The organism is Leucobacter chromiireducens (assembly GCF_051993095.1).
Classification (GTDB): domain Bacteria; phylum Actinomycetota; class Actinomycetes; order Actinomycetales; family Microbacteriaceae; genus Leucobacter; species Leucobacter chromiireducens.
This window is the reverse complement of sequence record NZ_CP197024.1, coordinates 1,723,400-1,745,158: the sequence shown is the minus strand read 5'-3', so window position 1 is coordinate 1,745,158 and position 21,759 is coordinate 1,723,400. Positions and strand designations below refer to the sequence as shown.

At 66.4% G+C, this 21,759-nt stretch carries 26 protein-coding genes; 17 read left to right on the top strand and 9 right to left on the bottom strand.

What is annotated here, in order from left to right:
• Window positions 1–168: 168 nt before the first annotated feature.
• From sufB to ACR81A_RS07800, 6 genes are all read left to right on the top strand, one after another.
• The gene (sufB, locus tag ACR81A_RS07825) at window positions 169–1,587 is read left to right on the top strand and encodes a Fe-S cluster assembly protein SufB (protein ID WP_202382741.1); all 1,419 of its coding nucleotides are present in this window, start codon (window positions 169–171) and stop codon (window positions 1,585–1,587) included.
• A 2-nt stretch (window positions 1,588–1,589) separates the two neighbouring features.
• Entirely contained in the window at window positions 1,590–2,768 is a 1,179-nt protein-coding gene (sufD, locus tag ACR81A_RS07820) for a Fe-S cluster assembly protein SufD (RefSeq protein ID WP_440311537.1), read from the top strand.
• Window positions 2,768–3,100, top strand: coding sequence for a non-heme iron oxygenase ferredoxin subunit (locus tag ACR81A_RS07815; RefSeq protein ID WP_125099182.1), 333 nt, complete (start codon window positions 2,768–2,770; stop codon window positions 3,098–3,100). Before sufD ends, ACR81A_RS07815 begins: the two co-directional genes overlap by 1 nt.
• A complete protein-coding gene (gene sufC / locus ACR81A_RS07810; protein ID WP_202382738.1) occupies window positions 3,097–3,855 on the top strand; it encodes a Fe-S cluster assembly ATPase SufC in 759 nt (252 codons plus the stop codon). The genes ACR81A_RS07815 and sufC overlap by 4 nt, the downstream gene beginning before the upstream one ends.
• Window positions 3,856–3,871: 16 nt before the next feature.
• Entirely contained in the window at window positions 3,872–4,222 is a 351-nt protein-coding gene (locus ACR81A_RS07805; RefSeq protein WP_025132587.1) for a metal-sulfur cluster assembly factor, read from the top strand.
• Window positions 4,223–4,340: 118 nt separating this feature from the next.
• A complete protein-coding gene (locus ACR81A_RS07800; RefSeq protein WP_202382737.1) occupies window positions 4,341–5,939 on the top strand; it encodes an ABC-F family ATP-binding cassette domain-containing protein in 1,599 nt (532 codons plus the stop codon).
• Window positions 5,940–6,026: 87 nt separating this feature from the next.
• On the opposite strand, the gene ACR81A_RS07795 is transcribed toward ACR81A_RS07800, so the two are convergent.
• The 3 genes from ACR81A_RS07795 to ACR81A_RS07785 are packed head-to-tail and all read right to left on the bottom strand — an operon-like array spanning window position 6,027 to window position 7,562.
• The gene (locus ACR81A_RS07795; protein ID WP_440311536.1) at window positions 6,027–6,938 is read right to left on the bottom strand and encodes an SURF1 family cytochrome oxidase biogenesis protein; all 912 of its coding nucleotides are present in this window, start codon (window positions 6,936–6,938) and stop codon (window positions 6,027–6,029) included.
• Window positions 6,928–7,173: a hypothetical protein gene (locus ACR81A_RS07790; protein ID WP_440311535.1), complete on the bottom strand. Its 246-nt coding sequence runs from the start codon at window positions 7,171–7,173 to the stop codon at window positions 6,928–6,930. The genes ACR81A_RS07795 and ACR81A_RS07790 overlap by 11 nt, the downstream gene beginning before the upstream one ends.
• Window positions 7,170–7,562, bottom strand: a complete 393-nt coding sequence (locus ACR81A_RS07785; protein ID WP_202382735.1) for a DUF3099 domain-containing protein — start codon at window positions 7,560–7,562, stop codon at window positions 7,170–7,172. Before ACR81A_RS07785 ends, ACR81A_RS07790 begins: the two co-directional genes overlap by 4 nt.
• Window positions 7,563–7,702: 140 nt before the next feature.
• On the opposite strand from ACR81A_RS07785, the gene fabG reads away from it, so the two are divergent.
• Both fabG and ACR81A_RS07775 read left to right on the top strand, forming a co-directional pair.
• Complete coding sequence (gene fabG, locus ACR81A_RS07780; RefSeq protein WP_202382733.1) at window positions 7,703–8,413, top strand: 3-oxoacyl-ACP reductase FabG; 711 nt, start codon at window positions 7,703–7,705, stop codon at window positions 8,411–8,413.
• A gap of 50 nt (window positions 8,414–8,463) precedes the next feature.
• Window positions 8,464–9,273: an isocitrate lyase/PEP mutase family protein gene (locus ACR81A_RS07775; protein WP_440311534.1), complete on the top strand. Its 810-nt coding sequence runs from the start codon at window positions 8,464–8,466 to the stop codon at window positions 9,271–9,273.
• A gap of 60 nt (window positions 9,274–9,333) precedes the next feature.
• On the opposite strand, the gene serB is transcribed toward ACR81A_RS07775, so the two are convergent.
• Window positions 9,334–9,975, bottom strand: a complete 642-nt coding sequence (gene serB / locus ACR81A_RS07770; RefSeq protein WP_440311533.1) for a phosphoserine phosphatase SerB — start codon at window positions 9,973–9,975, stop codon at window positions 9,334–9,336.
• A 75-nt stretch (window positions 9,976–10,050) separates the two neighbouring features.
• Here serB and ACR81A_RS07765 point away from each other — a divergent pair, with 75 nt between their 5' ends.
• Entirely contained in the window at window positions 10,051–10,836 is a 786-nt protein-coding gene (locus ACR81A_RS07765) for an ABC transporter ATP-binding protein (protein WP_440311532.1), read from the top strand.
• A gap of 113 nt (window positions 10,837–10,949) precedes the next feature.
• Complete coding sequence (locus ACR81A_RS07760; protein ID WP_025134864.1) at window positions 10,950–11,198, top strand: type B 50S ribosomal protein L31; 249 nt, start codon at window positions 10,950–10,952, stop codon at window positions 11,196–11,198.
• Between the two features lie 158 nt (window positions 11,199–11,356).
• On the opposite strand, the gene ACR81A_RS07755 is transcribed toward ACR81A_RS07760, so the two are convergent.
• Entirely contained in the window at window positions 11,357–12,055 is a 699-nt protein-coding gene (locus tag ACR81A_RS07755; protein WP_202382724.1) for an exonuclease domain-containing protein, read from the bottom strand.
• 108 nt (window positions 12,056–12,163) lie between these two features.
• Between ACR81A_RS07755 and ACR81A_RS07750 the strand changes: the two genes are divergently transcribed.
• From ACR81A_RS07750 to ACR81A_RS07735, 4 genes are all read left to right on the top strand, one after another.
• Window positions 12,164–13,033 (top strand): alpha/beta fold hydrolase, encoded by an 870-nt coding sequence (locus tag ACR81A_RS07750; RefSeq protein ID WP_440311531.1) that lies wholly within the window; start codon window positions 12,164–12,166, stop codon window positions 13,031–13,033.
• Entirely contained in the window at window positions 13,030–13,896 is an 867-nt protein-coding gene (locus tag ACR81A_RS07745; RefSeq protein ID WP_440311530.1) for a TrmH family RNA methyltransferase, read from the top strand. The genes ACR81A_RS07750 and ACR81A_RS07745 overlap by 4 nt, the downstream gene beginning before the upstream one ends.
• Window positions 13,893–14,705: a phosphatase PAP2 family protein gene (locus ACR81A_RS07740; protein ID WP_440311529.1), complete on the top strand. Its 813-nt coding sequence runs from the start codon at window positions 13,893–13,895 to the stop codon at window positions 14,703–14,705. The genes ACR81A_RS07745 and ACR81A_RS07740 overlap by 4 nt, the downstream gene beginning before the upstream one ends.
• A 531-nt stretch (window positions 14,706–15,236) precedes the next feature.
• The gene (locus ACR81A_RS07735) at window positions 15,237–15,983 is read left to right on the top strand and encodes a VIT1/CCC1 transporter family protein (RefSeq protein ID WP_440311528.1); all 747 of its coding nucleotides are present in this window, start codon (window positions 15,237–15,239) and stop codon (window positions 15,981–15,983) included.
• Between the two features lie 87 nt (window positions 15,984–16,070).
• Here the strand turns inward: ACR81A_RS07735 and ACR81A_RS07730 are convergent, their stop codons facing one another.
• Complete coding sequence (locus ACR81A_RS07730; RefSeq protein WP_202382718.1) at window positions 16,071–16,307, bottom strand: Rv0909 family putative TA system antitoxin; 237 nt, start codon at window positions 16,305–16,307, stop codon at window positions 16,071–16,073.
• A gap of 224 nt (window positions 16,308–16,531) precedes the next feature.
• On the opposite strand from ACR81A_RS07730, the gene ACR81A_RS07725 reads away from it, so the two are divergent.
• Window positions 16,532–16,897, top strand: a complete 366-nt coding sequence (locus tag ACR81A_RS07725; protein ID WP_237462794.1) for a VOC family protein — start codon at window positions 16,532–16,534, stop codon at window positions 16,895–16,897.
• 34 nt (window positions 16,898–16,931) lie between these two features.
• Here ACR81A_RS07725 and ACR81A_RS07720 read toward each other — a convergent pair whose 3' ends face one another.
• The 3 genes from ACR81A_RS07720 to ACR81A_RS07710 are packed head-to-tail and all read right to left on the bottom strand — an operon-like array spanning window position 16,932 to window position 19,847.
• Entirely contained in the window at window positions 16,932–17,549 is a 618-nt protein-coding gene (locus tag ACR81A_RS07720; protein ID WP_337248981.1) for a type II toxin-antitoxin system PemK/MazF family toxin, read from the bottom strand.
• Window positions 17,546–18,613 carry a cell division protein ZapE gene (gene zapE, locus ACR81A_RS07715; RefSeq protein WP_202382717.1) on the bottom strand — a complete coding sequence of 356 codons (1,068 nt, stop codon included), beginning with the start codon at window positions 18,611–18,613 and terminating at the stop codon, window positions 17,546–17,548. Before zapE ends, ACR81A_RS07720 begins: the two co-directional genes overlap by 4 nt.
• Window positions 18,614–18,629: 16 nt before the next feature.
• Window positions 18,630–19,847, bottom strand: coding sequence for an alpha/beta hydrolase family protein (locus ACR81A_RS07710; RefSeq protein WP_202382716.1), 1,218 nt, complete (start codon window positions 19,845–19,847; stop codon window positions 18,630–18,632).
• Window positions 19,848–19,931: 84 nt separating this feature from the next.
• On the opposite strand from ACR81A_RS07710, the gene ACR81A_RS07705 reads away from it, so the two are divergent.
• Both ACR81A_RS07705 and ACR81A_RS07700 read left to right on the top strand, forming a co-directional pair.
• Window positions 19,932–20,564, top strand: coding sequence for a DUF3000 domain-containing protein (locus tag ACR81A_RS07705; protein WP_202382975.1), 633 nt, complete (start codon window positions 19,932–19,934; stop codon window positions 20,562–20,564).
• A gap of 3 nt (window positions 20,565–20,567) precedes the next feature.
• Window positions 20,568–21,749, top strand: coding sequence for an HRDC domain-containing protein (locus ACR81A_RS07700; RefSeq protein WP_202382715.1), 1,182 nt, complete (start codon window positions 20,568–20,570; stop codon window positions 21,747–21,749).
• The last annotated feature ends 10 nt before the right edge of the window (window positions 21,750–21,759 follow it).

Genomic DNA, 21,759 nt, shown 5'->3' with positions numbered 1-21,759 from the left:
TGCGTACGGCGAACCCGGGTCAGGTGCAGGGCACCGGATCGGTTCCGTCCGAAGCCCAGACTACTGCACCGCTGCAGGGAACCCGATGCGTGCACTCCGCACCTCGCGAGCCGGATTCTCCGGATTTGCGCTGGGTTGCCCGGCGAGACGAATAATGAGGGAGGGATCATGCCGGAGGTATTGATCGACCGGCCCGAGCTTGAAGGCTTGGGTCAGTACGAATTCGGCTGGCACGACAGCGATAAGGCTGGCTCGGAAGCGAAACGCGGCCTGAGCGAGCAGGTCGTGCGCGAGATTTCGGAGCTCAAGAATGAGCCCGAGTGGATGCTGCAGCGTCGCCTGAAAGCTCTGCAGATCTTTGGTCGGAAGCCGATGCCCGCGTGGGGCGCGGATCTCTCCGGCATCGATTTCGACAACATCAAGTACTTCGTGCGCTCCACGGAGAAGCAGGCAACCTCCTGGGAGGAACTGCCTGAGGAGATCAAGGAGACGTACGAGCGGCTCGGCATCCCCGAGGCTGAGCGCCAGCGCCTCGTTGCCGGCGTTGCTGCGCAGTACGAGTCGGAGGTTGTCTACCACCAGATCCGCGAGGATCTGGAAGAGCAGGGCGTCCTCTTCCTGGACACGGACACCGCGCTCAAGGAGCACCCCGAGATCTTCGAGGAGTACTTCGGTACGGTCATCCCGTCGGGTGACAACAAGTTTGCCGCGCTGAACACGGCCGTCTGGTCGGGCGGCTCGTTCGTGTACGTCCCCAAGGGTGTGCACGTAGAGATCCCGCTCCAGGCCTACTTCCGTATCAACACGGAGAACATGGGCCAGTTCGAGCGCACGCTCATCATCGCCGACGAAGGCAGCTACGTGCACTACATCGAGGGTTGCACGGCTCCCATTTACAAGTCGGACTCGCTGCACTCGGCCGTGGTTGAGATCATCGTGAAGAAGAACGCGCGCGTTCGCTACACGACGATTCAGAACTGGTCGAACAACGTGTACAACCTCGTGACGAAGCGTGCGATCGCTGAAGAGGGCGCGACCATGGAGTGGGTCGATGGCAACATCGGCTCGAAGGTCACGATGAAGTACCCGTCGATCTACCTCACGGGCGAGCACGCCAAGGGTGAAACGCTCTCCGTCGCGTTCGCTGGCCCCGGTCAGCACCAGGACACCGGCGCGAAGATGATTCACCTCGCACCGCACACGAAGTCCTCGATCCTCGCGAAGTCGATCGCTCGCGGCGGCGGCCGTAGCGGCTACCGAGGTGAGGTTCGTGTTGAGGCCAACGCGCACCACGCAGCTAACTCTGTGGTCTGTGACGCGCTGCTCGTCGATACGATTTCTCGTTCGGACACGTACCCCGCGATTGACATCCGCACCGATGATGCGACCCTCGCGCACGAGGCCACCGTCACCCGCGTGAGCGAAGAGCAGCTCTTCTACCTCATGAGCCGCGGCCTCTCGGAGGAGGAGTCGATGGCGATGATCGTTCGCGGCTTCATCGAGCCGATCGCCCGTGAGCTCCCGATGGAGTACGCACTCGAGCTGAACAAGCTCATCGAGATGAGCATGGAAGGATCCGTCGGTTAACGATGACAACGCTTCAGACTGAACAGCACGGCGCAAAGGCGCACAGCGATGGCGATTGGGAGAACCGGGTCCCGGTTCAAACTCGTTCGGACCGCCTGAAGTCGGCGAATATTGCTGACTTTGCAGACGTCACGGGCCGCGAGGTGAACTGGAAGTACACTCCGGTCGCCGAGCTCGCTGAGCTTCTCTCCGGCGAACTCGCTGATGGGGCCTCCGCGCTTGAGATCTCGGAGGCCGAGGGCGTCGAGGTCACCTCGATCCCCATGGACTCCGAGCTCGTTGGCCGCGGTGGACTTCCCGAAGACCGCGCCGCAGCGAACGCGTGGGGCCAGGCCGGAACCGCGCAGCGTATTCTCCTCACGAGCGAGGAGCGTCAGACGGTCACCGTGAAGCGCACCGCGCTCACGAGTACACCGACCGCAGCGCACACGATCATCGAGGCGGCCGCGCAGGCGAACGCCCTCGTGATTCTCGAGAACACGGGCGACGCGAACCTGACGGAGACCGTTGAAATCGTGGTCGGCGAGGGCGCAAACCTCACCGTTGTTTCGCTTCAGGAGTGGAACGAGGGCGCCGTTCACCTCGCGAGCCACAATGCGGTTGTTGCCCGCGACGGCAACCTCCAGCACATTGTGGTCTCGCTCGGCGGCAAGATCGTGCGGGTCAACCCCTCGATTCACCTCGATGGTCAGGGCGCGAACGGTGAGGCCTACGGTGCTTACTTCGCAGACGCCGGCCAGCACCTCGAGCACCAGGTCTACATCGACCACAATGCGCCTCACACCCGCAGCCGTGTCGCCTACAAGGGTGCACTGCAGGGTGAGGCCGCGCACGCGGTGTGGATCGGCGATGTGCTGATTCGTCGCGTCGCGACAGGCACGGACAGCTACGAGGAGAACCGCAACCTCACGCTCACCGAGGGCACCCGTGCGGACTCGATCCCGAACCTGGAAATCGAGACCGGTGATATCGAGGGCGCCGGTCACGCCTCGACGACGGGCCGTTTCGACGAGGAGCACATCTTCTACCTCCAGAGCCGCGGTATCTCTGAGGATGAGGCACGCAAGCTTGTGGTGCGCGGCTTCCTCTTCGAGGTCATCCAGCGCATCGGAAACGAGCAGATCGAAGAGCGCCTCCAGGCCGCAATTGAGGCCGAGCTGCAGCAGAGCGTGTTGGCGTAATGTCCCGAATGAAGGCGCTCGATTTGAGCGATCTTGTGCAGGACCAGGCGACCCGTGTCGTCCTGGACGGCGTGCCGATGGCCGTCGTTCTGGACGGCCAGGGCGCCGTCCACGCCATTGGCGACGTCTGCACGCACGGCGACATCAGCCTCTCCGAGGGCTTCGTCGAGGGTGACACACTCGAGTGCTGGGCCCACGGCTCCGCATTCTCGCTGTGCACCGGCAAGCCGCTCAACCTCCCGGCCTACGAGCCGGTACCCGTTTACGTCGTCGAAATCGAAGACGGCGTCGTATACATTGATCCCCACGTTACGAAAGAGATTGCCGTATGACTTCTGTGCTTGAAATCAAGGACCTGCACGTCAGCGTTGAGACTGAGCAGGGCCCCAAGCCCATCCTCAAGGGTGTGGATCTCACGATCCGCAAGGGCGAGACGCACGCGATCATGGGCCCCAACGGCTCGGGCAAGTCGACGCTCGCGTACGCTGTCGCCGGCCACCCCCGCTACGAGATCACCAGCGGGCAGATTCTGCTCGACGGTGAGGACATCACCGAGATGGGTCCCGACGAGCGCGCACAGGCGGGTATGTTCCTCGCCATGCAGTACCCCGTCGAGATCCCCGGTGTGACGAACGCGAACTTCCTCCGTACCGCGAAGACGGCAATCGACGGCGAAGCGCCCGCGATCCGCTCGTGGATGGGCGAGGTGAAGGAAGCCATGGCGAACCTGCGCATGGATGAGTCCTTCGCGTCGCGCAACGTGAACGAGGGCTTCTCGGGTGGCGAGAAGAAGCGCAACGAGATTCTTCAGCTGGAGCTCCTCAAGCCGAAGTTCGCTGTGCTCGACGAGACCGACTCCGGCCTCGACGTTGACGCGCTGAAGATCGTCTCGGAGGGCGTCAACCGTGCCAAGGAGAACACCGGTCTCGGTGTACTCCTGATCACGCACTACACCCGCATCCTGCGGTACATCAAGCCCGACTTCGTGCACGTCTTCGTCAACGGTCGCGTTGCCGAAGAGGGCGGCCCGGAGCTCGCCAACCGTCTTGAGGAAGAGGGCTACGACCGTTTCCTCGAGACTGCGTAAGGCGTAGGCTGATCGCATGAGCGAGGAAGCAGCAGTCGTTCCGCAGTCCATCGACCCGGAGTTTCGTGAGCAGGCGCTCGATGCGTTGAAGAACGTATCGGACCCTGAGCTTGGTGTGAACATCGTCGACCTCGGCCTGATCTACGATCTCGCCTTCGACGAGGAGCACGATGCGTTGGTCATCAGCATGACCCTCACGAGCGCCGGCTGCCCGCTCACTGACGTCATCGAGAACGACATCGCAGAGGCGCTGGACGGGCTCGTGACGGCATTCCGCATCAACTGGGTGTGGATGCCGCCGTGGACGCCGGAGCGGATCACCGACGACGGCCGGGATATGATGAGAGCTTTGGGCTTCTCGATCTAACCCGATCGCACCACGATGGTTCGGCCCGGGGCAGGGTTCTCCTGCCCCGGGCCGAACCGCGTGCTGGCCCAGGCTTCACACGCGGAGCCCGCACGCTACTACAGAAGAAGAAGGACCCATGATTATCGTCGAGGATCTCGCCATCGACGTTGGCGCGCGTCGACTCATGTCGGGCGTGAACTTCCGGGTGAACCCCGGTGACAAGATCGGCCTCGTCGGCCGCAACGGCGCGGGCAAGACGACGCTGACGCGCACGCTCTCGGGTGAGCTACAGCCTGCTGAGGGAAAGATCACCATCTCAGGGGAGCTCGGCTTCCTCCCGCAGGACCCGCGCACGGGAGATCCCGAGCAGATTGCGCGGCACCGGATCCTCGATGCGCGCGGCCTCGGCACACTTCAGCAAAACCTCGCAAAGGCCTCATCGGACATGGCGTCCGACGACCCCGCTGTTGCCGAGAAGGCAATGAAGCGCTTCGGCAACTTGACCGATCGCTTTCAGGCGCTGGGCGGCTACGCGGCGGAGTCTGAGGCAGCGTCGATCTCGCACAACCTCGGCCTGCCCGATCGTATTCTCGATCAGCCGCTCAAGACCCTCTCCGGCGGTCAGCGTCGTCGTATCGAGCTCGCCCGCATTCTGTTCTCCGATGCGGACACGATGATCCTGGACGAGCCCACGAACCACCTTGACGCTGATTCAATCGTGTGGCTGCGCGAGTTTTTGAAGACCTATAAGGGTGGCGTGATTGTAATTAGCCACGACATCGATCTTGTGGGAGAGACCGTCAACCGTGTCTTCTACCTGGACGCCAACCGCCAGGTCATCGATGTCTACAACATGGGTTGGAAGCTCTACCAGCGCCAGCGCGCCGCCGACGAAGAACGTCGTCGCAAGGAACGCGCGAACGTGGAGAAGAAGGCCTCCGCACTCAAGGACCAGGCCGCAAAGTTTGGTGCAAAGGCGTCGAAGGCGGCCGCTGCGCACCAGATGGTGGCGCGCGCCGACAAGATGCTCTCAGGCCTTGAAGAGGTGCGCCAGGTCGAGCGCGTGGCGAAGTTGCGTTTCCCCGATCCTGCGCCCTGCGGCAAAACCCCGCTGATGGCCGAGGGGCTCTCGAAGTCCTACGGCTCGCTCGAAATTTTCGCGGGCGTTGATCTCGCGATCGATCGAGGCTCAAAGGTGGTAATCCTGGGGCTGAACGGCGCCGGCAAGACGACACTGCTCCGCCTGCTTGCTCAGGTCGACGAGCCGGACACGGGTCAGATCGTCGCGGGCCATGGGCTCAAGGTCGGGTATTACGCGCAGGAGCACGAGACGCTTGACGTGAAGGCGAGCGTCCTGCAGAACATGATCTCGGTGTCGCAGCACCTCACCGAGATGGAAGCACGCAAGGTGCTCGGTTCGTTCCTCTTCACCGGCGACGATGTGCACAAACCCGCCGGTGTGCTCTCGGGCGGTGAGAAGACCCGCCTCGCCCTTGCAATGCTGGTCGTCTCAAGCGCCAACGTGCTGTTGCTCGACGAGCCGACGAATAACCTCGACCCCGCGAGCCGCGCGGAGATCCTCGACGCGCTTGCGCACTTCACCGGCGCCGTCGTGCTGGTTTCGCACGATGCGGGTGCCGTCGAGGCCCTCAACCCCGAGCGTGTGCTCATCATGCCCGAGGCAACCGAGGATCACTGGTCGAAGGAATACCTCGAGCTCATCGAGCTCGCATAACCGACTCGCATAGCCGACGAGTCATGCATAAGGGGGCGTGCCCGGGAGATTTTCCCTGGGCACGCCCCCTTGTGCATTGCGCGGCGCCTACCCGAGAAGCGCGTCCTCGATATCCGCGTCGCTCGGCCCACGGCGCTTCTTTCGTTCGGCGGCGCGGCGATCCTGCGCCTGAACAAGCCCGCTGTCCGCATTGAGGCTGCGATACTCACGGCGCGCGGCGATGATGACCCCGATGCTGGCGATGATGATGAAAACGTACCACTGCAGCGCGTAGGAAAGATGCGGCCCCTCGTCGCGCTCTGGCTCCGGGGGGAGCACGCCGTGCTCGCCCGCGGGATCCTCTGAGACGAGCATGCCGTACGCGCCCGTGTACGCGTCCGCTTCGGTGCCGGTGAGCCGGGCGAGCTCGGGGAGCTCGATGCTGGCCACGGTGATGCCGACACTCGAACGACCCGCGATCTCGGGTTCGGACGCGCGCAGGCGCGCCTCTACCCGCACCGGCCCTTCTGGCGGAGCGGGGAGATCGGCGAGCTTCACCTCACCGCGCTCCGCGGCGCCACCGTCGGCGTTGACCCAGCCACGATCCACGAAGAACACCTCACCGTCATCGGTGCGGAACGCCTGAATGAGATCCGAGCCGACTCCTCCGGGGCCCGGTCGATTTCGTGCGAGGAAGGGGTCGCCCTCGTACTCGCCGCTCACCCAAACGGTGCGCCACTTTTGGCGGTCGGAGTCAAATGATGAGGGGTCGGGAAGCTCTTCGGCGAGCGGAGCGGCCTCGGAACCGTAGTTCGTGTCGAGCCGTTCGATCTCAGCGCGCGCCTCGGCGCGTCGTTCGAACTGCCAGTTGCCGAGCAGCACGCACGCGACGGAGAAGATGATGAGCATGGTGAAATAGCCAAACCAGCGTCCAGAGCGCAGGAATGACCACCCCACGGCGGGGGCGGCGGGGGAGTGATCGGTGGGTGGCAGCTGCGGCATCTCGTCCTCAGTCGTCAAGCTCGGTCACGGGCACGACCTCAAGCGGAAAGTCGCGTGCGGCGAGGAAATCGTGCAGTGTCTCGCGGTGCGCCTCGCACGCGAGCCAGGTCTTTCGTCGGTCGGGCGTGTGGATCTTCGGATTGCGCCAGTGGATCGCCCAGCTTGCCTCGTCCCGGCACCCCGCGCGCGAGCAGCTGAAGCGATGCTCCGGGGGAAGTCCCAGCGTGACCTGGGGGTTCACGATCCCGCTCATCCCTCGGCCCCGCCGTTCGCAGTTGGGTCATCCGGTGAGCCCGAGCTGCTCGCTCGGCGCGTCGGTTCGACATCGATCACGATGACTTCTGGCGCAACCGTGTCGCCGCGCTGATCGGGATCGGGTTCGGCCGACGCGAGCTGCAGCGGTTCCGGCGCCTCGGGCGCCTCACCCTCGCCGTGCGCAACGGCGTTGCCCACCATGACGGCGAACCAGGGGAGTAGCACGGCGCCCGCGGCAACGAGCAGGATCCACCACCCACGCACCCAGAAGAGCGACACGACGCACAGTACGCGGAGCACCATCGCGATGAAATACATTCGCATCCGATGGGCGCGATCGTCAGCCGGGTTCACTCCTGCTGACGTGACGCTCACACTCTTGGCCATGCGCTCCCTCTCCGGTCCAAGGGACAAGCCTACGCTGCCCAGCTGAACCCCAGCGCATTCCCGCCCGGCAGCGCGTCCCCGGGATGCGGTATGCGCCCTCCCGTAGGCTTGAGAGCAACTGTCAGGACGGAAGGACCCCCATGACCACCTCGCGCACCGTACTCATCACCGGCGGCAACCGCGGCATTGGCTACGCCATCGCTGAGCGGATGATCGCCGACGGGCACCGTGTCGCCGTCACCTCCCGCTCGGGTGAAGGCCCCGCCGGTTCGCTCACCGTGCGTGCCGAGATGACCGATGCTGCCTCGATCGACGCCGCATTCACCGAGGTCGAGGCCCAGCTCGGCCCCGTGGAGGTTGTGGTGGCCAACGCGGGCATCACGAAGGACACGCTGCTGCTCCGCATGACGGAGGAGGAGTTCACCTCGGTGATCGACACGAACCTGACCGGCACCTTCCGCGTGGTAAAGCGCGCCGCAAAGGGGCTGCTGAAGGGACGCTTCGGTCGCGTGATCCTGATCTCGAGCGTAGTCGGGCTCTACGGCGGGCCCGGCCAGATCAACTACTCCTCTTCCAAGGCGGCGCTCGTTGGCTTTGCGCGCTCCCTCACGCGCGAGCTGGGCAGCCGCGGCATCACGGCCAACGTCATCGCCCCGGGCTTCATCGAAACCGACATGACGGCAGAGTTGCCTGAGGCACAGCAGCAGCAGTACCTCGGCTCGATCCCTGCCGGGCGTTTCGGTCAGGTTGCCGAGATCGCAGGCGCCGCCTCGTTCCTCGCAGGTGATGACGCGGCGTACATTTCCGGCGCGGTGATCCCGGTTGACGGTGGCCTGGGGATGGGCCACTAATCTGCTGAACACCCCTGTTCACGCGGGTGGGGCGAGCGTAGCCTGAGTGTATGAACACTCACGCACATCATCGCAGCCCCACCCGCGTCGCCGTTGACGCTCAGGCTCTGGCCGAGCTGTACGCAGCGCCGGAGATTCTGCGCGTCGTGAACGTCTGGGACCCCGTCAGCGCCCGGGTCATCGCTGAACTCCCCGGCACGCGCGCCATCGCCACCGCAGGGCACGCAATCGCGGCGAGCCACGGCTACGGCGACGGCGAGCAGATCCCGCTCGAACTCATGCTCGCGGCGATTGAACGGATCACCGAGGTTGTTGATCTTCCGGTCACCGCGGACCTCGACGGCGGGTACGGGGACGCCGGCGAGACCGTGCGCCGCGCGATTGGCGTGGGAGCTTCGGGCGCCAACATTGAAGACCAGCTGCTGCCGCTCGACGCTTCGGTGGCGCGGATGCGCGCAGCGGTGCGCGCGGGTCGCGACGAGCACGTCGCCTTTGTGCTCAATGCACGCACCGATGCTCTGGTGCGCGCGGGCGACCGCCCCCGCGCAGACTCGATTGCGGATGCGATCAAGCGCGGCCGGGCCTATCTTGCTGAGGGCGCCAGCTGCGTCTTCGTTCCCGGCGTGCTCACGCGCACGGAGACCGAGGACCTCGTCGCGGGCATCGGCGAGCGTGCGATCAGCGTGATTGGCCTCCCCGGCGCGCTCTCGGCTGCGGAGTACGAGGCCCTCGGGGTTGCGCGAATCTCCTACGGCCCGGCGCCGCAGAATGTCGCGCTCACCGCCCTCAAGCGTCTGGGCGAGAGCCTGCTCGACGCCGGCGTGATTCCCGCGGATACCGAGCAGCTCAACAACTTCTAGCTTGGAGAACCGTGCCCGAACTGTCCCCGCGCGGGTGCTGCGCGGGGACGGCGCCTGGCGCTACGCGGTGAGCTGATCGAGGAGCGGGATCGCGGCTGAGAGGTCGTGCTCAATCGACACGTCCGCCTGCTCTCGCACCACGGGCTTCCCGTTGAACGACACGCCGATGGCGGCGACGCGCATCATCTCGAGGTCGTTCGCGCCATCGCCGATCGCAACGGTCGCGGAGAGCGGGATGCCTGACTCCGCGGCCCACTCGCGCAGCGCGGCGGCCTTGGCGGCTGCGTCGATAACGGCTCCGACAGTGCGGCCCGTGAGCACGCCGTCCGCGAGCTCCAGGCGGTTTGCGCGCCAGAAGTCCAGGCCAAGATCCTTCGCGAGCGGGTCGAGGACCTCGTGGAAGCCGCCCGACACGACGGCCACCTTGCCGCCCCGCTCGTGCACCGCGGTGATCAGTTCACGGATGCCGGGCGTGAGCCGCACCCGCTCGTAGGTCTCCTGGAAGACGGACTCCGGCGTGCCGGCCAGCGTGGCCACCCGCTCACCAAGGCTCGCCGAGAAATCGAGTTCACCGCGCATGGCGCGCTCGGTTACCGCCGCAACCTCTTCGCGGGTCCCGGCGACGTCTGCGATCAGCTCGATCACCTCGTCCTGAATGGTGGTGGAATCACAGTCGAGCACTACAAGCGGTGTCACGGTCATGCGCTCCAGTTTAGGCACTCCGCGGTGCGTGGCGTGGCGCGCTCCGCGGCATGGCGCACTCGCTAGGCTGGGCCTATGGTCAATGTGCTGCGCCTCACCGATGTGTCTTATGTGCGCGACCGCCGCCCGATCCTTGACGGGGTCTCCTGGTCGGTCGATGAGTCCGAGCGGTGGGTGATTCTCGGCCCGAACGGCGCGGGCAAGTCCACGCTACTGAAGCTCGCCACCTCTGCAGACCACCCCACCCGGGGCACGGTTGAGGTGCTCAGCGAACAGCTCGGCAAGGTGGACGTGTTCGAACTGCGCAACCGCATCGGTTTCGTTTCCTCCGCAACCGCCCGCCGCATCCCGCCCACGGAGACCGTGCGAGACATCGTGCTCACTGCCGCGTACGCGGTAGAGGGACGTTGGAACGAACAGTACGAGGACATGGACGTGCGACAGGCCGATCGCGTCCTCGCGGAGTGGGATCTCGCCCATCTCGCAGACCGCATCTTCGCCACACTGAGCGACGGTGAGCGCAAGCGCACACTCATCGCGCGTGCGGTCATGACGGACCCCGAGATGCTGCTGCTTGACGAGCCGAGCGCCAGCCTGGATCTCGGCGCACGTGAGCGCCTGCTGCAGATGCTCTCCGGTTTCGCCGCGTCGCCCGCGTCGCCCGCAATGGTGATGGTGACGCACCACGTCGAAGAGATTCCGCCCGGCTTCACTCACGTCCTCATGCTCCGCGACGGCAAGATTCAGGCCGCCGGACCCGTCGCCGACACGCTGACGGCAGAAAACCTCGAGGCCACCTTCGGGATGGCATTCGACCTCACGGTGAGCGGCGGTCGCTACGCGGCTGTGGCTCGTCCCTGATCTCAATCGCGATAAACACCGCCCTCGTCTGCTAAAGTGGATCCTTGGCGCGGTAGTACCGCAAGACTTCGGTGCGCTGAGCGCATCATCATCACGCGAAAATAAGGACACTCATGAAGACCGACATCCACCCCGAGTACAACGCAATCGTGTTCCGCGACCTGGCGTCGGGGGAGACGTTCCTCACTCGCTCCACGCTGACCAGCGAGAAGACCATCGAGCTCGACGGCGTCACCTACCCCGTTCTCGACGTCGAGATCTCGAGCGCTTCGCACCCCTTCTACACGGGCAAGCAGCGCATCATGGACTCGGCCGGCCGCGTCGAGAAGTTCAACCAGCGCTTCAAGGGCTTCGGCGCCTAAGCACTCGGTACACAACGGGCGGCCCGGATCGAAAGATCCGGGCCGCCCGTTGTCGTGTGTGGGGCCGTAGCCTGTGGGCGCGTGGCCGGTGCCGGCACGCGCCTGGCGCTGTGCGTGCGGGGGAGTGGCCCGGCCTGCGCCGACCGGGCCACGCGCGCCTAGCGAATCGGCCAGCGTCCGTCCGCGACGAAGTGCGGATCGCGCTGGCGCCGCATGTAGTCCTGGAAGCTCGCGGCCTGCGCTGCTGCCCAACCCACCTGCGCGGCGTGCAGTTGCTCGAGATCTTCAGGAATCACGTCGGCGTACTTCCGGGCGAGCACCTGCAGTACCCGGCCCGAGGCGATCGCGTCGTCACCGGCGTCGTGCGCGTTCCCGAGTTCGACGCCATGGTGTGCGGCAACTGCCTCAAGCGTGCGCTTGCCCTTGCGGTAGCGATCAAGCTGCTTGTCGAGGATGAGCGGGTCGATTACGGGAGAGATCGTCTCCGGAAGGGGTACACCGTGACGTCGCGCCTCCGCCTGCAGCAGCGTGAGGTCATACGGGGCGTTGTACGCGACGATCGGAAAGCCGCGCTCAATCATCTCGAGCAACTGCGCCACGATCTGCTGCACGCCGACGTTCGCGGCGATCCCGCTTGAGCGCGCGATCTCGGTCGTGATGCCGTGTACGCGTGCAGCTGCGTCCGGGATCTCAACGCCGGGATCGAGCAGCCAGTCGTATCGTTCGGCGACTTCACCGCCGGGCCCAAGCAGGGCGATCGTCGCGCTGACGATGCGCGCCTCGGCGGTGTCGATGCCGGTGGTCTCCGTGTCGAACACGGCGAGGTTCGCGGCCCAAAGGGGGAGTTGCGCGGTCACGGCGCTCCTTTCGTTTCCCTCGATGCTACCGAGCATCGCCACAGTGTGCCGCGCCGCGCGCCCGCGTGGCCTAAGGAGCCTGTCAGCGGCCGCCAGTAAGATCGCTTCGTGAGCATCGCCCCCGTTTCCTTTTCCGAAGCGACGCTCGGGATCGATACCCGCGCGTGGCAGTACGGCGCGCCCGAAGGGCCCACGCTGATCCTCGTCCACGGCTTCCGTGGTGACCACCACGGGCTCGAGGGCATCGCCGTTCGCCTGGCCGAGCAGGCGCCCGAGCTGCGCATCATCGTGCCCGATCTGCCGGGCTTCGGGGAGACGCCCGCTGTGCCGGGCCGGACGCACGACATCGCCCTCTACGGCGAGTGGCTGCGCGCCTTCGCGGCAGCGGCCGCACCGACGGGATACGCAATCCTGGGCCACTCGTTTGGCTCGCTCGTCGTTGCCTCGGCGCTTGACGGGGGGCTGGACCCGCGACGCACGATCCTGATCAATCCGATCTCTGCCCCGGCCCTCGAAGGACCGCAGGCGCTCATGACGCAGCTTGCCATCGGCTACTACCGGGCGGCGGACCTGCTGCCGGAACGTGCGGCGCGCGGCCTGCTCGGCAATCCTGTGATCGTTCGCGTGATGAGCGAGGTGATGGCGAAGACGAGCGACCGCGAGCTGCGTGCGTGGATTCATGCGCAGCACGGCGCGTACTTCAGTACGTTCTCGGATCCGCGGACGCTGCTTGAGGCGTTCCGCGCGTCGGTCTCGCACACGGTTCCCGAGTTCGCTTCCGCGTTCACCGCGCCCACGCTGCTCATCGCGGGGGAGCGGGACGACATCACCCCGCTCGCGAAGCAGCTTGAACTGCAGCACCGCATTCCAGGCGCGCAGCTGGTCATTCTGCCCGGTACCGGGCACCTCGTGCACTACGAGGCAGTCTCCGAGGCGGTCGACGCCATCACTGGATTTCTGCGGGGGAGCGGCGCATGAGGGTCATTGAGATCACTGAGCTCGGGATCCCGGAGCTCGCCGACTACACACAGCTCACCGATGTCGCGCTGCGACGCGTGCGTGAGCCCGAGGAAGGTCTGTACCTCGCCGAGTCGCCGAAGGTCATCGAGCGCGCCCTGCGAGCGGGACACCAGCCGCGCTCGGTGCTTATCCTGCCCGAGTGGCTCGAAAAGATTGAGCCGCTGCTCTCCGATCATCCCGACGTGCCTGTGTATGTGGGGTCCTCAGCGCAGCTCGAGCAACTCACCGGTTTCCACATGCACCGCGGTGCGCTCGCTTCAATGCATCGCCCTGCGCCGCGTGACCCTGCAGAGCTGCTCCGTGCGTCGCGGCGAGTGGTGGTGCTCGAAGACCTCACCGATCACACGAACGTGGGCGCGATCTTCCGCTCGGTGGCCGCGCTCGGCGCCGACGCCGTTCTCCTGAGCCCTGCCTGCGCCGATCCGCTCTACCGTCGGGCGGTGCGCGTCAGCATGGGCGCGGTGCTGCAGGTGCCCTGGGCTCGTTTGCCCGAGTGGCGCGAGGCGGGGCCGCTCTTCCGCGAGGAAGGGTATGAGCTCACCGCGTTCGCGCTGCGAGATGATGCGGAGGATCTCGCGGAGTACGTCGACGAGCTGCCCGAGCGACTCGCACTCATGTTCGGCACCGAGGGCGACGGCCTGAGTCGGCGCGCGCTCGCCTCCTCTGCGCGCTCGGTTGTGATCCCGATGGAGCACGGTGTTGACTCGCTGAACGTGGCCACCGCGGCCGCGCTTGCCCTGTGGGCGGTGCGTACGGGAGATCAACGCGCAGCGCGGGAGTCGCTGAGTGCGGCCGCGGCAGGGGAGGGGAGCCTCCGGTGACGGTGGCAGCCTCCGGTCCCGGGATCGTCGCGGGCGGGCGCAGCCGCGCGCTGTGGGCCACACTGTTCTGGCTCGCGGTGGGCATCGGCTCGTACGTGCTCGGCGTGCGCAATGCGCTCGGTCAGCGCGCGGAGAACAGTGTGCTCGACGCGGCGGAGTTCACCACGAATCCGCCGCCGCCGCTCAATCTTGTGTCGATTCCCACGGTCGCGCTCACGCTCGTGGCGATCGGGCTGCTCGCGCTGTGGGCGCACGGAGTGAAACGCGCGTTCGTCGTCACGCTCGTGCCGGCTCTCGCGGTGATCGCTTCGCAGCTCTTGAAACTGCAACTGCTCACGCGGCCACAGCTCTTCGAGCTCGACGCGCCGAACACTTTTCCGAGCGGCCACATGACCGTGTTCACCGCGGTCGTGGGCGCGCTCATCTGGGCTGTGACCGCACGGATTCGATCACTCGTAGCGCTCGCCGGCGCGGCGTTGCTCGGGGCGGTCGGCTGGCAGCTGCTCGCGTACGGCTGGCACCGCCCGAGCGACGTGTTTGGCGGGGTTGCGCTCGTGTGCTGTGTGTTCGCACTCGCTGGGCTCATTCGCCCCGCGCACACTCGGGGGCGCATGGCTGCAGGGCGCACGGTATCCGTGGGGCTCGCGCTCGTCGGTTGGATTGTGGCGGGCGCTGCGCTTGTGCTTGCCGCTCTCGCCGGCGTGCAGTCCAGCGCTGACCTCATGCTCAGTGCCGGAGAGTTCGGTGCGGTGGCGGCCGGTGCAATCGCTGCACGTTCGCTTCTGCGGCTGAGCGCCGGACAAGACTAAGCCGGGCAACGCCAGAGCCAACGGCGCCAGGGTCGACCGTCAGCACGAGCTGCGAGCACCCAGGCAACGAGGCGCGATGAGCGCTCCGTCACGTTATGTCAGCTTGTGCTGTGGTGGGTCACGGAGCGCGGGGGTGCGGCGTCAGGTGGCACCGGAACCGGCACCGGCACATGTGCGGTCACCTGGCTCTGGCGGCTTCGTGGGGGTCGGTGTCTGCCTGAGCGCAGCTGAGTCGCCTGAGCGCAGCTGAGCTGCCTGAGCGCAGCCGGACCGTCGGTGTGCAGTAGGCCATGCGAGCCCGCACCCGCACACCACTTCGTTGATAATCTATATTATGTCAGCTCAAGCGGATTCAGTCGCCTGTGGGGTCTCCCCGCCCGCCTCCCTATGGACGTCGACTGTGCAAGGTGAGCCTTGCCAAAGTTGGGGTTGAACTGGGGTTTAGTGCAGCCTCACCTTGCTTGCGCAAGTGTGCAAGCGGGTGCATGCTGGTGTCAACGAAGCCACCCGGCGCAGCGAAGGAGTTTACAGATGACGCAGAACGCGGCAGCAACAATCCCCGTGGCTGGTGCTGTTCACGAGGCTGATCGCGCTTCCGGACGCGTGGGCGCAAAGCTCAACTGGCTCCGCGCGGGCGTGCTTGGTGCGAACGACGGCATCGTGTCCGTGGCGGGCGTGGTGATCGGCGTGGCCGCAGCGACGCCGGGCAACACCGTGGCGATCGCAAGCGCCGGCCTTGCGGCGCTGGTTGCAGGCGCCTTCTCTATGGCCGGCGGTGAGTACGTCTCCGTAAGCACCCAGCGTGACACCGAGCGCGCGTTGCTCGAACTGGAGCGTCGGGAGCTTGAGGAGATGCCGGACGCTGAGCTCGCCGAGCTGGCGGATCTGTATCGTCAGAAGGGCCTCTCCCCTGCGGTTGCGCAGCAGGTCGCCGAGGAACTCACGGCGCACGACGCGCTCGCAGCGCACGCGGATATTGAGTTGGGAATTCGGCCCGACGAGCTGACGAACCCCTGGCACGCGGCGCTCTCGTCGTTCATCGCGTTCTTCGCTGGCGCGTTGATCCCGCTCGTGGTCATTCTCTTGCCGCTTGGTGATCCCGCGATCTGGGTGACCGTCGCCTCGGTGATCGTGGGCCTGGTGGCGACCGGCTGGATCAGCGCGGCGCTGGGCGAGGCCCCGAGGCGCCCCGCCATTCGCCGGAACGTGATCATGGGCTCGGCTACGATGGCCGCCACCTATCTGATCGGACTGATGTTTGGTGTCGCGGTGGGATAGCGCCACTGCTCCCCCGCGACTCGCAAAACAGACCGAGGCCCGACCCCGCACACGCGGGGTCGGGCCTCGGGACTGAGATCGTGCGACCTACTCGTTGCCGAGCTTGCCGTCGATGTTGTCGCGCACTTCCTGGATCTTGTCGGCGTGGCTGCCGCCCGTCACCTTGTTTGCGAGATCTGCGGCGCCGTCGAGGATCTTGTCGCTGATCGACTCGGCCTGGTCGCTCTTCAGCGCCTCACCGACCTTCTCCGCGTTCTCCTTCGCGAACTCCCCCACCTTGCCAGCGACCTCAGTCGCCTTCTTACCCAGTTCTTCGATACTCATCATCTATCCTTCGGAGTCGACGTGCCGCCGAGGTTTCGGCTTGCTGTTGCCAGTATGCCGCTTTTGACGTCGCTCGGAAAGCCCTGAACTAGATTTTTGTTCTCCGTCCACCCGCGGAGCATCCGCCAGCAAAGAAAAGCGTGACCTGGGAGGCGTTTCGGGCAAGACTGAGCGGAGTACCCCGTGGTGCGGGGCCACTCGCACCCCCGGATGAGGAGGCCTGTATGTCCATGACCGTACCCATCGGAACCCTGTCAAGCGTCGTCTTCGACTGTCCTGATCCGGCCGCACTCGCCACGTTCTACCAGGGGGTATTCGGCGGCGTCTTGGAACCGGACGATGATGACTGGGTCGATCTCATTCTCCCCGGCGGTGGGCTGCGGATCGGCTTCCAGCGCGCGCCGGGCTACGTTGCTCCGGTGTGGCCCGGAGACGACGGGGCGCAGCAGCTCCACCTCGACATCGCGGTGGGAGATTTGGATCTCGCCCAGCGGCGACTCCTCGAGATCGGCGCGCGTCTGGTGGATGCGCAGCCCACGTTCCGGGTGTATCTCGATCCGGTGGGCCACCCATTCTGCACAATCCACTGAGCGGATCGCAGCGTGCCCGGGCTACTTGCCGTGGCTACTCGCCGCGGCGCTCGCGCAGCACCGCGCGCACGGCAGGTTCGAAGCGCTCGCGCGATAGCACGGTTCCTTCACGGCGCATACCGTCGTGGGTGACGCGGAGGAACCGCTCGGGTGAGATGAAACTCTCGCGTCCCTGGCTGTCCCACGGCCCGGATCCGATCGAGACGAAACCGCGGTGCTGCTTGGTGCTGAGGTAGCAACCGACCGTTGCGTTCTCGTCGAGGCGTGCGATGATCAGCACCGGCCGGTCTTTTCCGCGCCCGTCGTTCTCCACGTAGGGCACCCAGGTCCATACGATCTCGCCCGGATCCGGATCGCCGTCGACTTCCGGCGAGTAGCTCGGCGAGATGCCCGCGAGTTCCTCCGGGCGTAGGTCGCGCGTCGCGCCCGCGCCGAACTGGCCGGGGCTCGCCTCGTACTCCTGCGGTCGGTCGGACGTGCGTTGCTCAGCCGTGCGCTGCTGCTTCGGTTGTTGGGGCCGCGGCTGTTGCGTGGTCTTCCGTGGGGCGGGCTGCTTCGCGGCGCCAGCGTTCGACGACTTGCGGGTCGCCTGCAGGAACGCGTTGATGAACGAGCGGAAGAATTCCGCCCAGCCCCCGGAAGATCCGCTCACGCTGCGGTCTCGCTTGCGGTGAGCGCGTTGAGACGCGAGATGCAGCGGAGGTACTTCTTCCGGTACCCGCCGTCGATCATGCCACCGCCGAAGATAGAGGTCAGCGGAACGCCGGTCGCACGGAGCGGAATCTGTGCGTCGTACACCCGGTCGATGAAGGCGACGAAGCGGAGCGCAGCCGACTGATCGGTGAGCTCCTGCACGTCGCGCAGGCCGATGCACTGGACTCCCCCGAGCAGCCCTGAGTACGCCGAGGGGTGCACGGTCGCGAGATGGGCGATCAGCTCCGAGAAGTCATCGTCGGTCATGCGATCACCCGCGGCAGCAACATCCGCGAGAGCGAAGCGGTACGCATCGTCCGAGAGCACCCGTGCATCGCCCTCGATGTCGCGCTGGCGGTAGTCGACGCCGTCGATGCGAATCGTGCGGAAACGATCCGACATCGCCTGGATTTCGCGCATGAAGTCGGACGCGGCGAAGCGGCCTTCGCCGAGCGCATTCGGCGGCGTGTTCGACGTTGCAACGATCTTTGATCCGGTCGAGGTGAGATCGCCGATGAGTCGGGTCATGAGCATGGTGTCCCCCGGATCATCGAGCTCAAACTCGTCGATACAGATGAGCTTCGCGCCCTGGAGCACTCCCACGGCGCCCGAGTACCCGAGCGCGCCAACGAGCGCCGTGTACTCGATGAATGTGCCGAAGTACTTCCGGCCCGCCGTCGCGTGCCAGGTCGCGGCGAGCAGGTGCGTCTTGCCGACGCCAAAGCCACCGTCGAGGTACACGCCCGGCTTCGTGGGCGCCGGTGCTTCCGCGGGCTTCTTCCGGCCGAAGCCGAAGAACCCGCCGCCGCCGTTGCGCGGTGCGGCCTTCGCGGGGCCTGCAAACGAGCTGAGGATGTCGCGTGCCTCTGCCTGCGACGGGTAGTCGGGATCGGGTCGGTACGACTCGAACGAGGCATGATCGAACTGGGGTGGCGGAACGAGAGTCGCGACGAGTTCGGTTCCGGAAACGCTCGGGCGCCGGTCTACCAGGCGGGCGGCGCTGTGCTGCTTGTCAGAGGACATCGGAGTCAGTCTAGCCCTATGACACGCCCCATACGGAGTCGGGCAGTTCACCGCGCCATCCTGGTTTCGGGAGCGCCCGCACGAAGCTCTCCGTCTGCTTTTCCCACCCGATGGGATCGGTATTCCAGATCTTGACATGCTCGCCATCACGGCTGAGGTGCAGCTGCACGAGGTCCGGGCGCGCGGCGGCGAGCCGTTCGGCGCCGGCGCTCGGCACGAAGGTGTCGCCGCGGCTTGCGTGCACGAGCACGGGCACGGTGAGAGCGGCGGCTACCGTCTCAGGTTGAATGCTCTCGAAATCGATTCCCGCGGCTTCGCCGCCGCGCACTACGCCGCGTTCAAGCAGCGAGATGCCGACGTCGGCGAGCCCCTGCGGAACGGGGATGCGGCTCGCCTGGTGGCGCAGCAGAGCTGGCCAATCAACAGCCGGTGAGTCAAGCACGATGCCGTCAACGGCGGCAGCGCACGGTCCGGCCGTCGCCGAGCGCAGCACCGCGGTGCCGCCCATGGACCAGCCGACGAGGGTCACTCGCTCCGCGCCCCGCCGCACGGCTTCCGCGATCGCCGCGTCGACGTCGCGGCTCTCCGCGATCCCAATCCCGTAGCGGCCGTGCTCTCCCGCGGGTGCGCCGGGATCATTGCGGTACGAGATTACGAGGCTCGTGATACCAGCACGTGCAAGCGGCGCGACGCCGCGCAGCGTCTCAGCGGGCAACGCGCCGCGGCCATGCACATGCACCGCCCAGCGGCCCCGGCTCCCCCGCCGCACACGATCCGGGTGGATGATCCAGGCATCAGCCGTGCCGAGCTCGGTCTCGTACGTGATGCGCTCGGTCCGGAACCCGGTTTCCTCCGGCTCCGTGAACCACCAGCCGGTGATCCGGCCGGTTGTGCCGGGCTCGAGCGACCCGCTCGGGATCCCGACCAGCTCGCGGCGTGCCTCGGTGCCGGAGCGCGCGATCACCGGGCCCAGGCGCGCGTGGCCCGCTCCCCCGGAGAACAGGAGGGAGTACTGGCCCGGCAGCGCAGCGTGGTCACCGCGGAGCTGCACGATGAGGCGCTCGCCCTCGCGGTCAATGCGCGTCACAGTCACGGGCTCACCCGGCGATCGCTCGGGAGTGACGAGAATTCTGGCGAGAGTGGCTCCGCCCACACCGATGACTGCGGCGCCCGCTGCCGCAACGCCCACGCCCACTCCGAGTGCGCGCCCGAGTTTGCTCTGCCAGTTCTGCATCGTCCGTCCTCACCTCGGTGATCCGGCGGAACCCGGCGTGGCTCCGCGAGTTGGTTCACAGGAAACTCTAGTGTCACGAGTGTGATGGCAATGATCGGCGGGTCCTCGATCGAGTTCGACGTCGCAGCAGCGCAGCTCCGAAACGCGCGGTTGCGTAGCGAACTCGTGTCTCAGGAGATCCCCGCACCCGAGCGGATCGCACCGCGTTCGATCGCGCTGGCCGCCGGCATCGTGCGGGGCCCGCGCCGGGACACTGATCGCGCGGCAGACCGCGCGGCAGCGCTCGAGTCCGCCTATGGCGCCGGGCGCATCGTGTTAATGCACGATCCCGAGTCGGCTGCCGAGTGGGGCAGCCCGTTCCGTATTGTGTGTTTCGCGCAGGCGCCGCTCGAGGTGGAGATCGGTGTGGATCCGTTCATCTCCGATGTCGCTTGGTCATGGCTCGTCGACGCGCTCGACTCCCGCGAGGCGGAGTACACGGCGCTCTCCGGCACCGCCACGAAGACGCTCTCAACCGGGTTCGGTACGCTGGAGTCGAGGGGCGATGCCGCTCAGATCGAGCTGCGCGCCTCATGGACGCCGCTCGGAGCCGATTTCACCGCTCACGCGGAGGCTTGGTCGGAGCTGCTCTGCCTGCTCGCCGGTCTCCCCCACGCGGAAGGGGTCGACTCGATCGCGGCGCGACGGGCGCGCCCGACACCCGAGGGAGCCGAGTAGAGCGTGGTAGAACAGTCGGAACTTGAGACCAATTGGTCGCTGATCACCGACAACGAGGGGCTTGCGCGCGCCGCGGCTGAGCTGGCGGCGGCCTCCGGCCCCGTGGGCGTGGACGCCGAGCGTGCATCGGGCTTTACCTACGGCTCGGAGGCGTACCTGGTTCAGGTGTTCCGACGGGACGCTGGCCCCTATCTCTTTGACCCCACCGGTATCACCGATTTTGCGCCGCTCGCTGACGCGATCCGCGGCGAGGAATGGGTGCTGCACGCCGCGAGCCAGGACATCCCCTGCCTCGCTGACCTGGGACTGCACCCGGACCACCTCTTCGACACCGAGCTTGCCGCTCGGTTGCTGGGATACGAGCGCGTGGGGCTCGGCGCCATTGTTGAGTCGCTGCTCGGGATCCATCTGGAGAAGGCGCACTCGGCGGCCGACTGGTCGAAGCGACCGCTGCCCGAGTCCTGGCTCGACTATGCCGCATTCGATGTCGCGCTGCTGCCCGATCTGCGCGATGCCGTGGCCCGCGACCTCGCCGCCCAGGGCAAAGAGGAGTACGCCGCGCAGGAGTTCGAGGCCGCCCGCACCAAGCGGCCGAAGCCGAAGAACCCCGAACCCTGGCGCAAGCTGTCCGGCGGCCACGCCCTGCGCACTCCGCGCAGCCTGGCGCTCGCCCGCGAACTCTGGGAAGCGCGTGATGCACTTGCCCGCGAGCGTGACGTCGCGCCCGGCCGACTCATTCCCGACTCTTCGGTCGTCGCTGCAGCCGCCGCGAACCCCCGCTCGAAGGGGGATCTCGCGCGCCTGCCCAACTTCAAGGGCCGCGCAAGTCGCACCGAGATCGATCGTTGGTGGCGGGCAATCCTCACGGGCAAGACGACCGAGGATCTGCCCGGCGCGAAGCCGCGCGATCCCGATGCGATCCCCCACCACCGCGGCTGGGCGCAGCGGCATCCCGAAGCCGCTGAGCGTCTCACCGAAGCCCGCGCGGTCGTGGAGACGGAGGCGGAGCGCCAGGGAATCCCAATCGAGAACCTGCTCACCCCGGATCACCTGCGGCGACTGGTGTGGCGCCCGCCCGCAGACCGCTCCCCCGAAGGAATTGCACTCCGTCTCACGGAGCTCGGGGCTCGGGCCTGGCAGGTTGGAATTGTCGCACCAATTCTGGCTCCCGTTTTTGTAGAGTAGCGCTAATCCT

Excerpts from the sequence above, each read along its gene's own strand:
- ACR81A_RS07800 (WP_202382737.1), top strand. The coding sequence starts at position 4,341 with ATGATTATCGTCGAGGATCTCGCCATCGACGTTGGCGCGCGTCGACTC.
- zapE (WP_202382717.1), bottom strand. The coding sequence starts at position 18,613 with ATGTCCTCTGACAAGCAGCACAGCGCCGCCCGCCTGGTAGACCGGCGC.
- ACR81A_RS07735 (WP_440311528.1), top strand. The coding sequence starts at position 15,237 with ATGACGCAGAACGCGGCAGCAACAATCCCCGTGGCTGGTGCTGTTCAC.
- ACR81A_RS07725 (WP_237462794.1), top strand. The coding sequence starts at position 16,532 with ATGTCCATGACCGTACCCATCGGAACCCTGTCAAGCGTCGTCTTCGAC.
- ACR81A_RS07805 (WP_025132587.1), top strand. The coding sequence starts at position 3,872 with ATGAGCGAGGAAGCAGCAGTCGTTCCGCAGTCCATCGACCCGGAGTTT.
- fabG (WP_202382733.1), top strand. The coding sequence starts at position 7,703 with ATGACCACCTCGCGCACCGTACTCATCACCGGCGGCAACCGCGGCATT.
- ACR81A_RS07790 (WP_440311535.1), bottom strand. The coding sequence starts at position 7,173 with ATGAGCGGGATCGTGAACCCCCAGGTCACGCTGGGACTTCCCCCGGAG.
- ACR81A_RS07775 (WP_440311534.1), top strand. The coding sequence starts at position 8,464 with ATGAACACTCACGCACATCATCGCAGCCCCACCCGCGTCGCCGTTGAC.
- serB (WP_440311533.1), bottom strand. The coding sequence starts at position 9,975 with ATGACCGTGACACCGCTTGTAGTGCTCGACTGTGATTCCACCACCATT.
- ACR81A_RS07760 (WP_025134864.1), top strand. The coding sequence starts at position 10,950 with ATGAAGACCGACATCCACCCCGAGTACAACGCAATCGTGTTCCGCGAC.
- ACR81A_RS07730 (WP_202382718.1), bottom strand. The coding sequence starts at position 16,307 with ATGAGTATCGAAGAACTGGGTAAGAAGGCGACTGAGGTCGCTGGCAAG.
- ACR81A_RS07815 (WP_125099182.1), top strand. The coding sequence starts at position 2,768 with ATGTCCCGAATGAAGGCGCTCGATTTGAGCGATCTTGTGCAGGACCAG.
- ACR81A_RS07785 (WP_202382735.1), bottom strand. The coding sequence starts at position 7,562 with ATGGCCAAGAGTGTGAGCGTCACGTCAGCAGGAGTGAACCCGGCTGAC.
- sufC (WP_202382738.1), top strand. The coding sequence starts at position 3,097 with ATGACTTCTGTGCTTGAAATCAAGGACCTGCACGTCAGCGTTGAGACT.
- ACR81A_RS07745 (WP_440311530.1), top strand. The coding sequence starts at position 13,030 with ATGAGGGTCATTGAGATCACTGAGCTCGGGATCCCGGAGCTCGCCGAC.
- ACR81A_RS07705 (WP_202382975.1), top strand. The coding sequence starts at position 19,932 with ATGGCAATGATCGGCGGGTCCTCGATCGAGTTCGACGTCGCAGCAGCG.
- ACR81A_RS07765 (WP_440311532.1), top strand. The coding sequence starts at position 10,051 with ATGGTCAATGTGCTGCGCCTCACCGATGTGTCTTATGTGCGCGACCGC.
- sufB (WP_202382741.1), top strand. The coding sequence starts at position 169 with ATGCCGGAGGTATTGATCGACCGGCCCGAGCTTGAAGGCTTGGGTCAG.
- sufD (WP_440311537.1), top strand. The coding sequence starts at position 1,590 with ATGACAACGCTTCAGACTGAACAGCACGGCGCAAAGGCGCACAGCGAT.
- ACR81A_RS07710 (WP_202382716.1), bottom strand. The coding sequence starts at position 19,847 with ATGCAGAACTGGCAGAGCAAACTCGGGCGCGCACTCGGAGTGGGCGTG.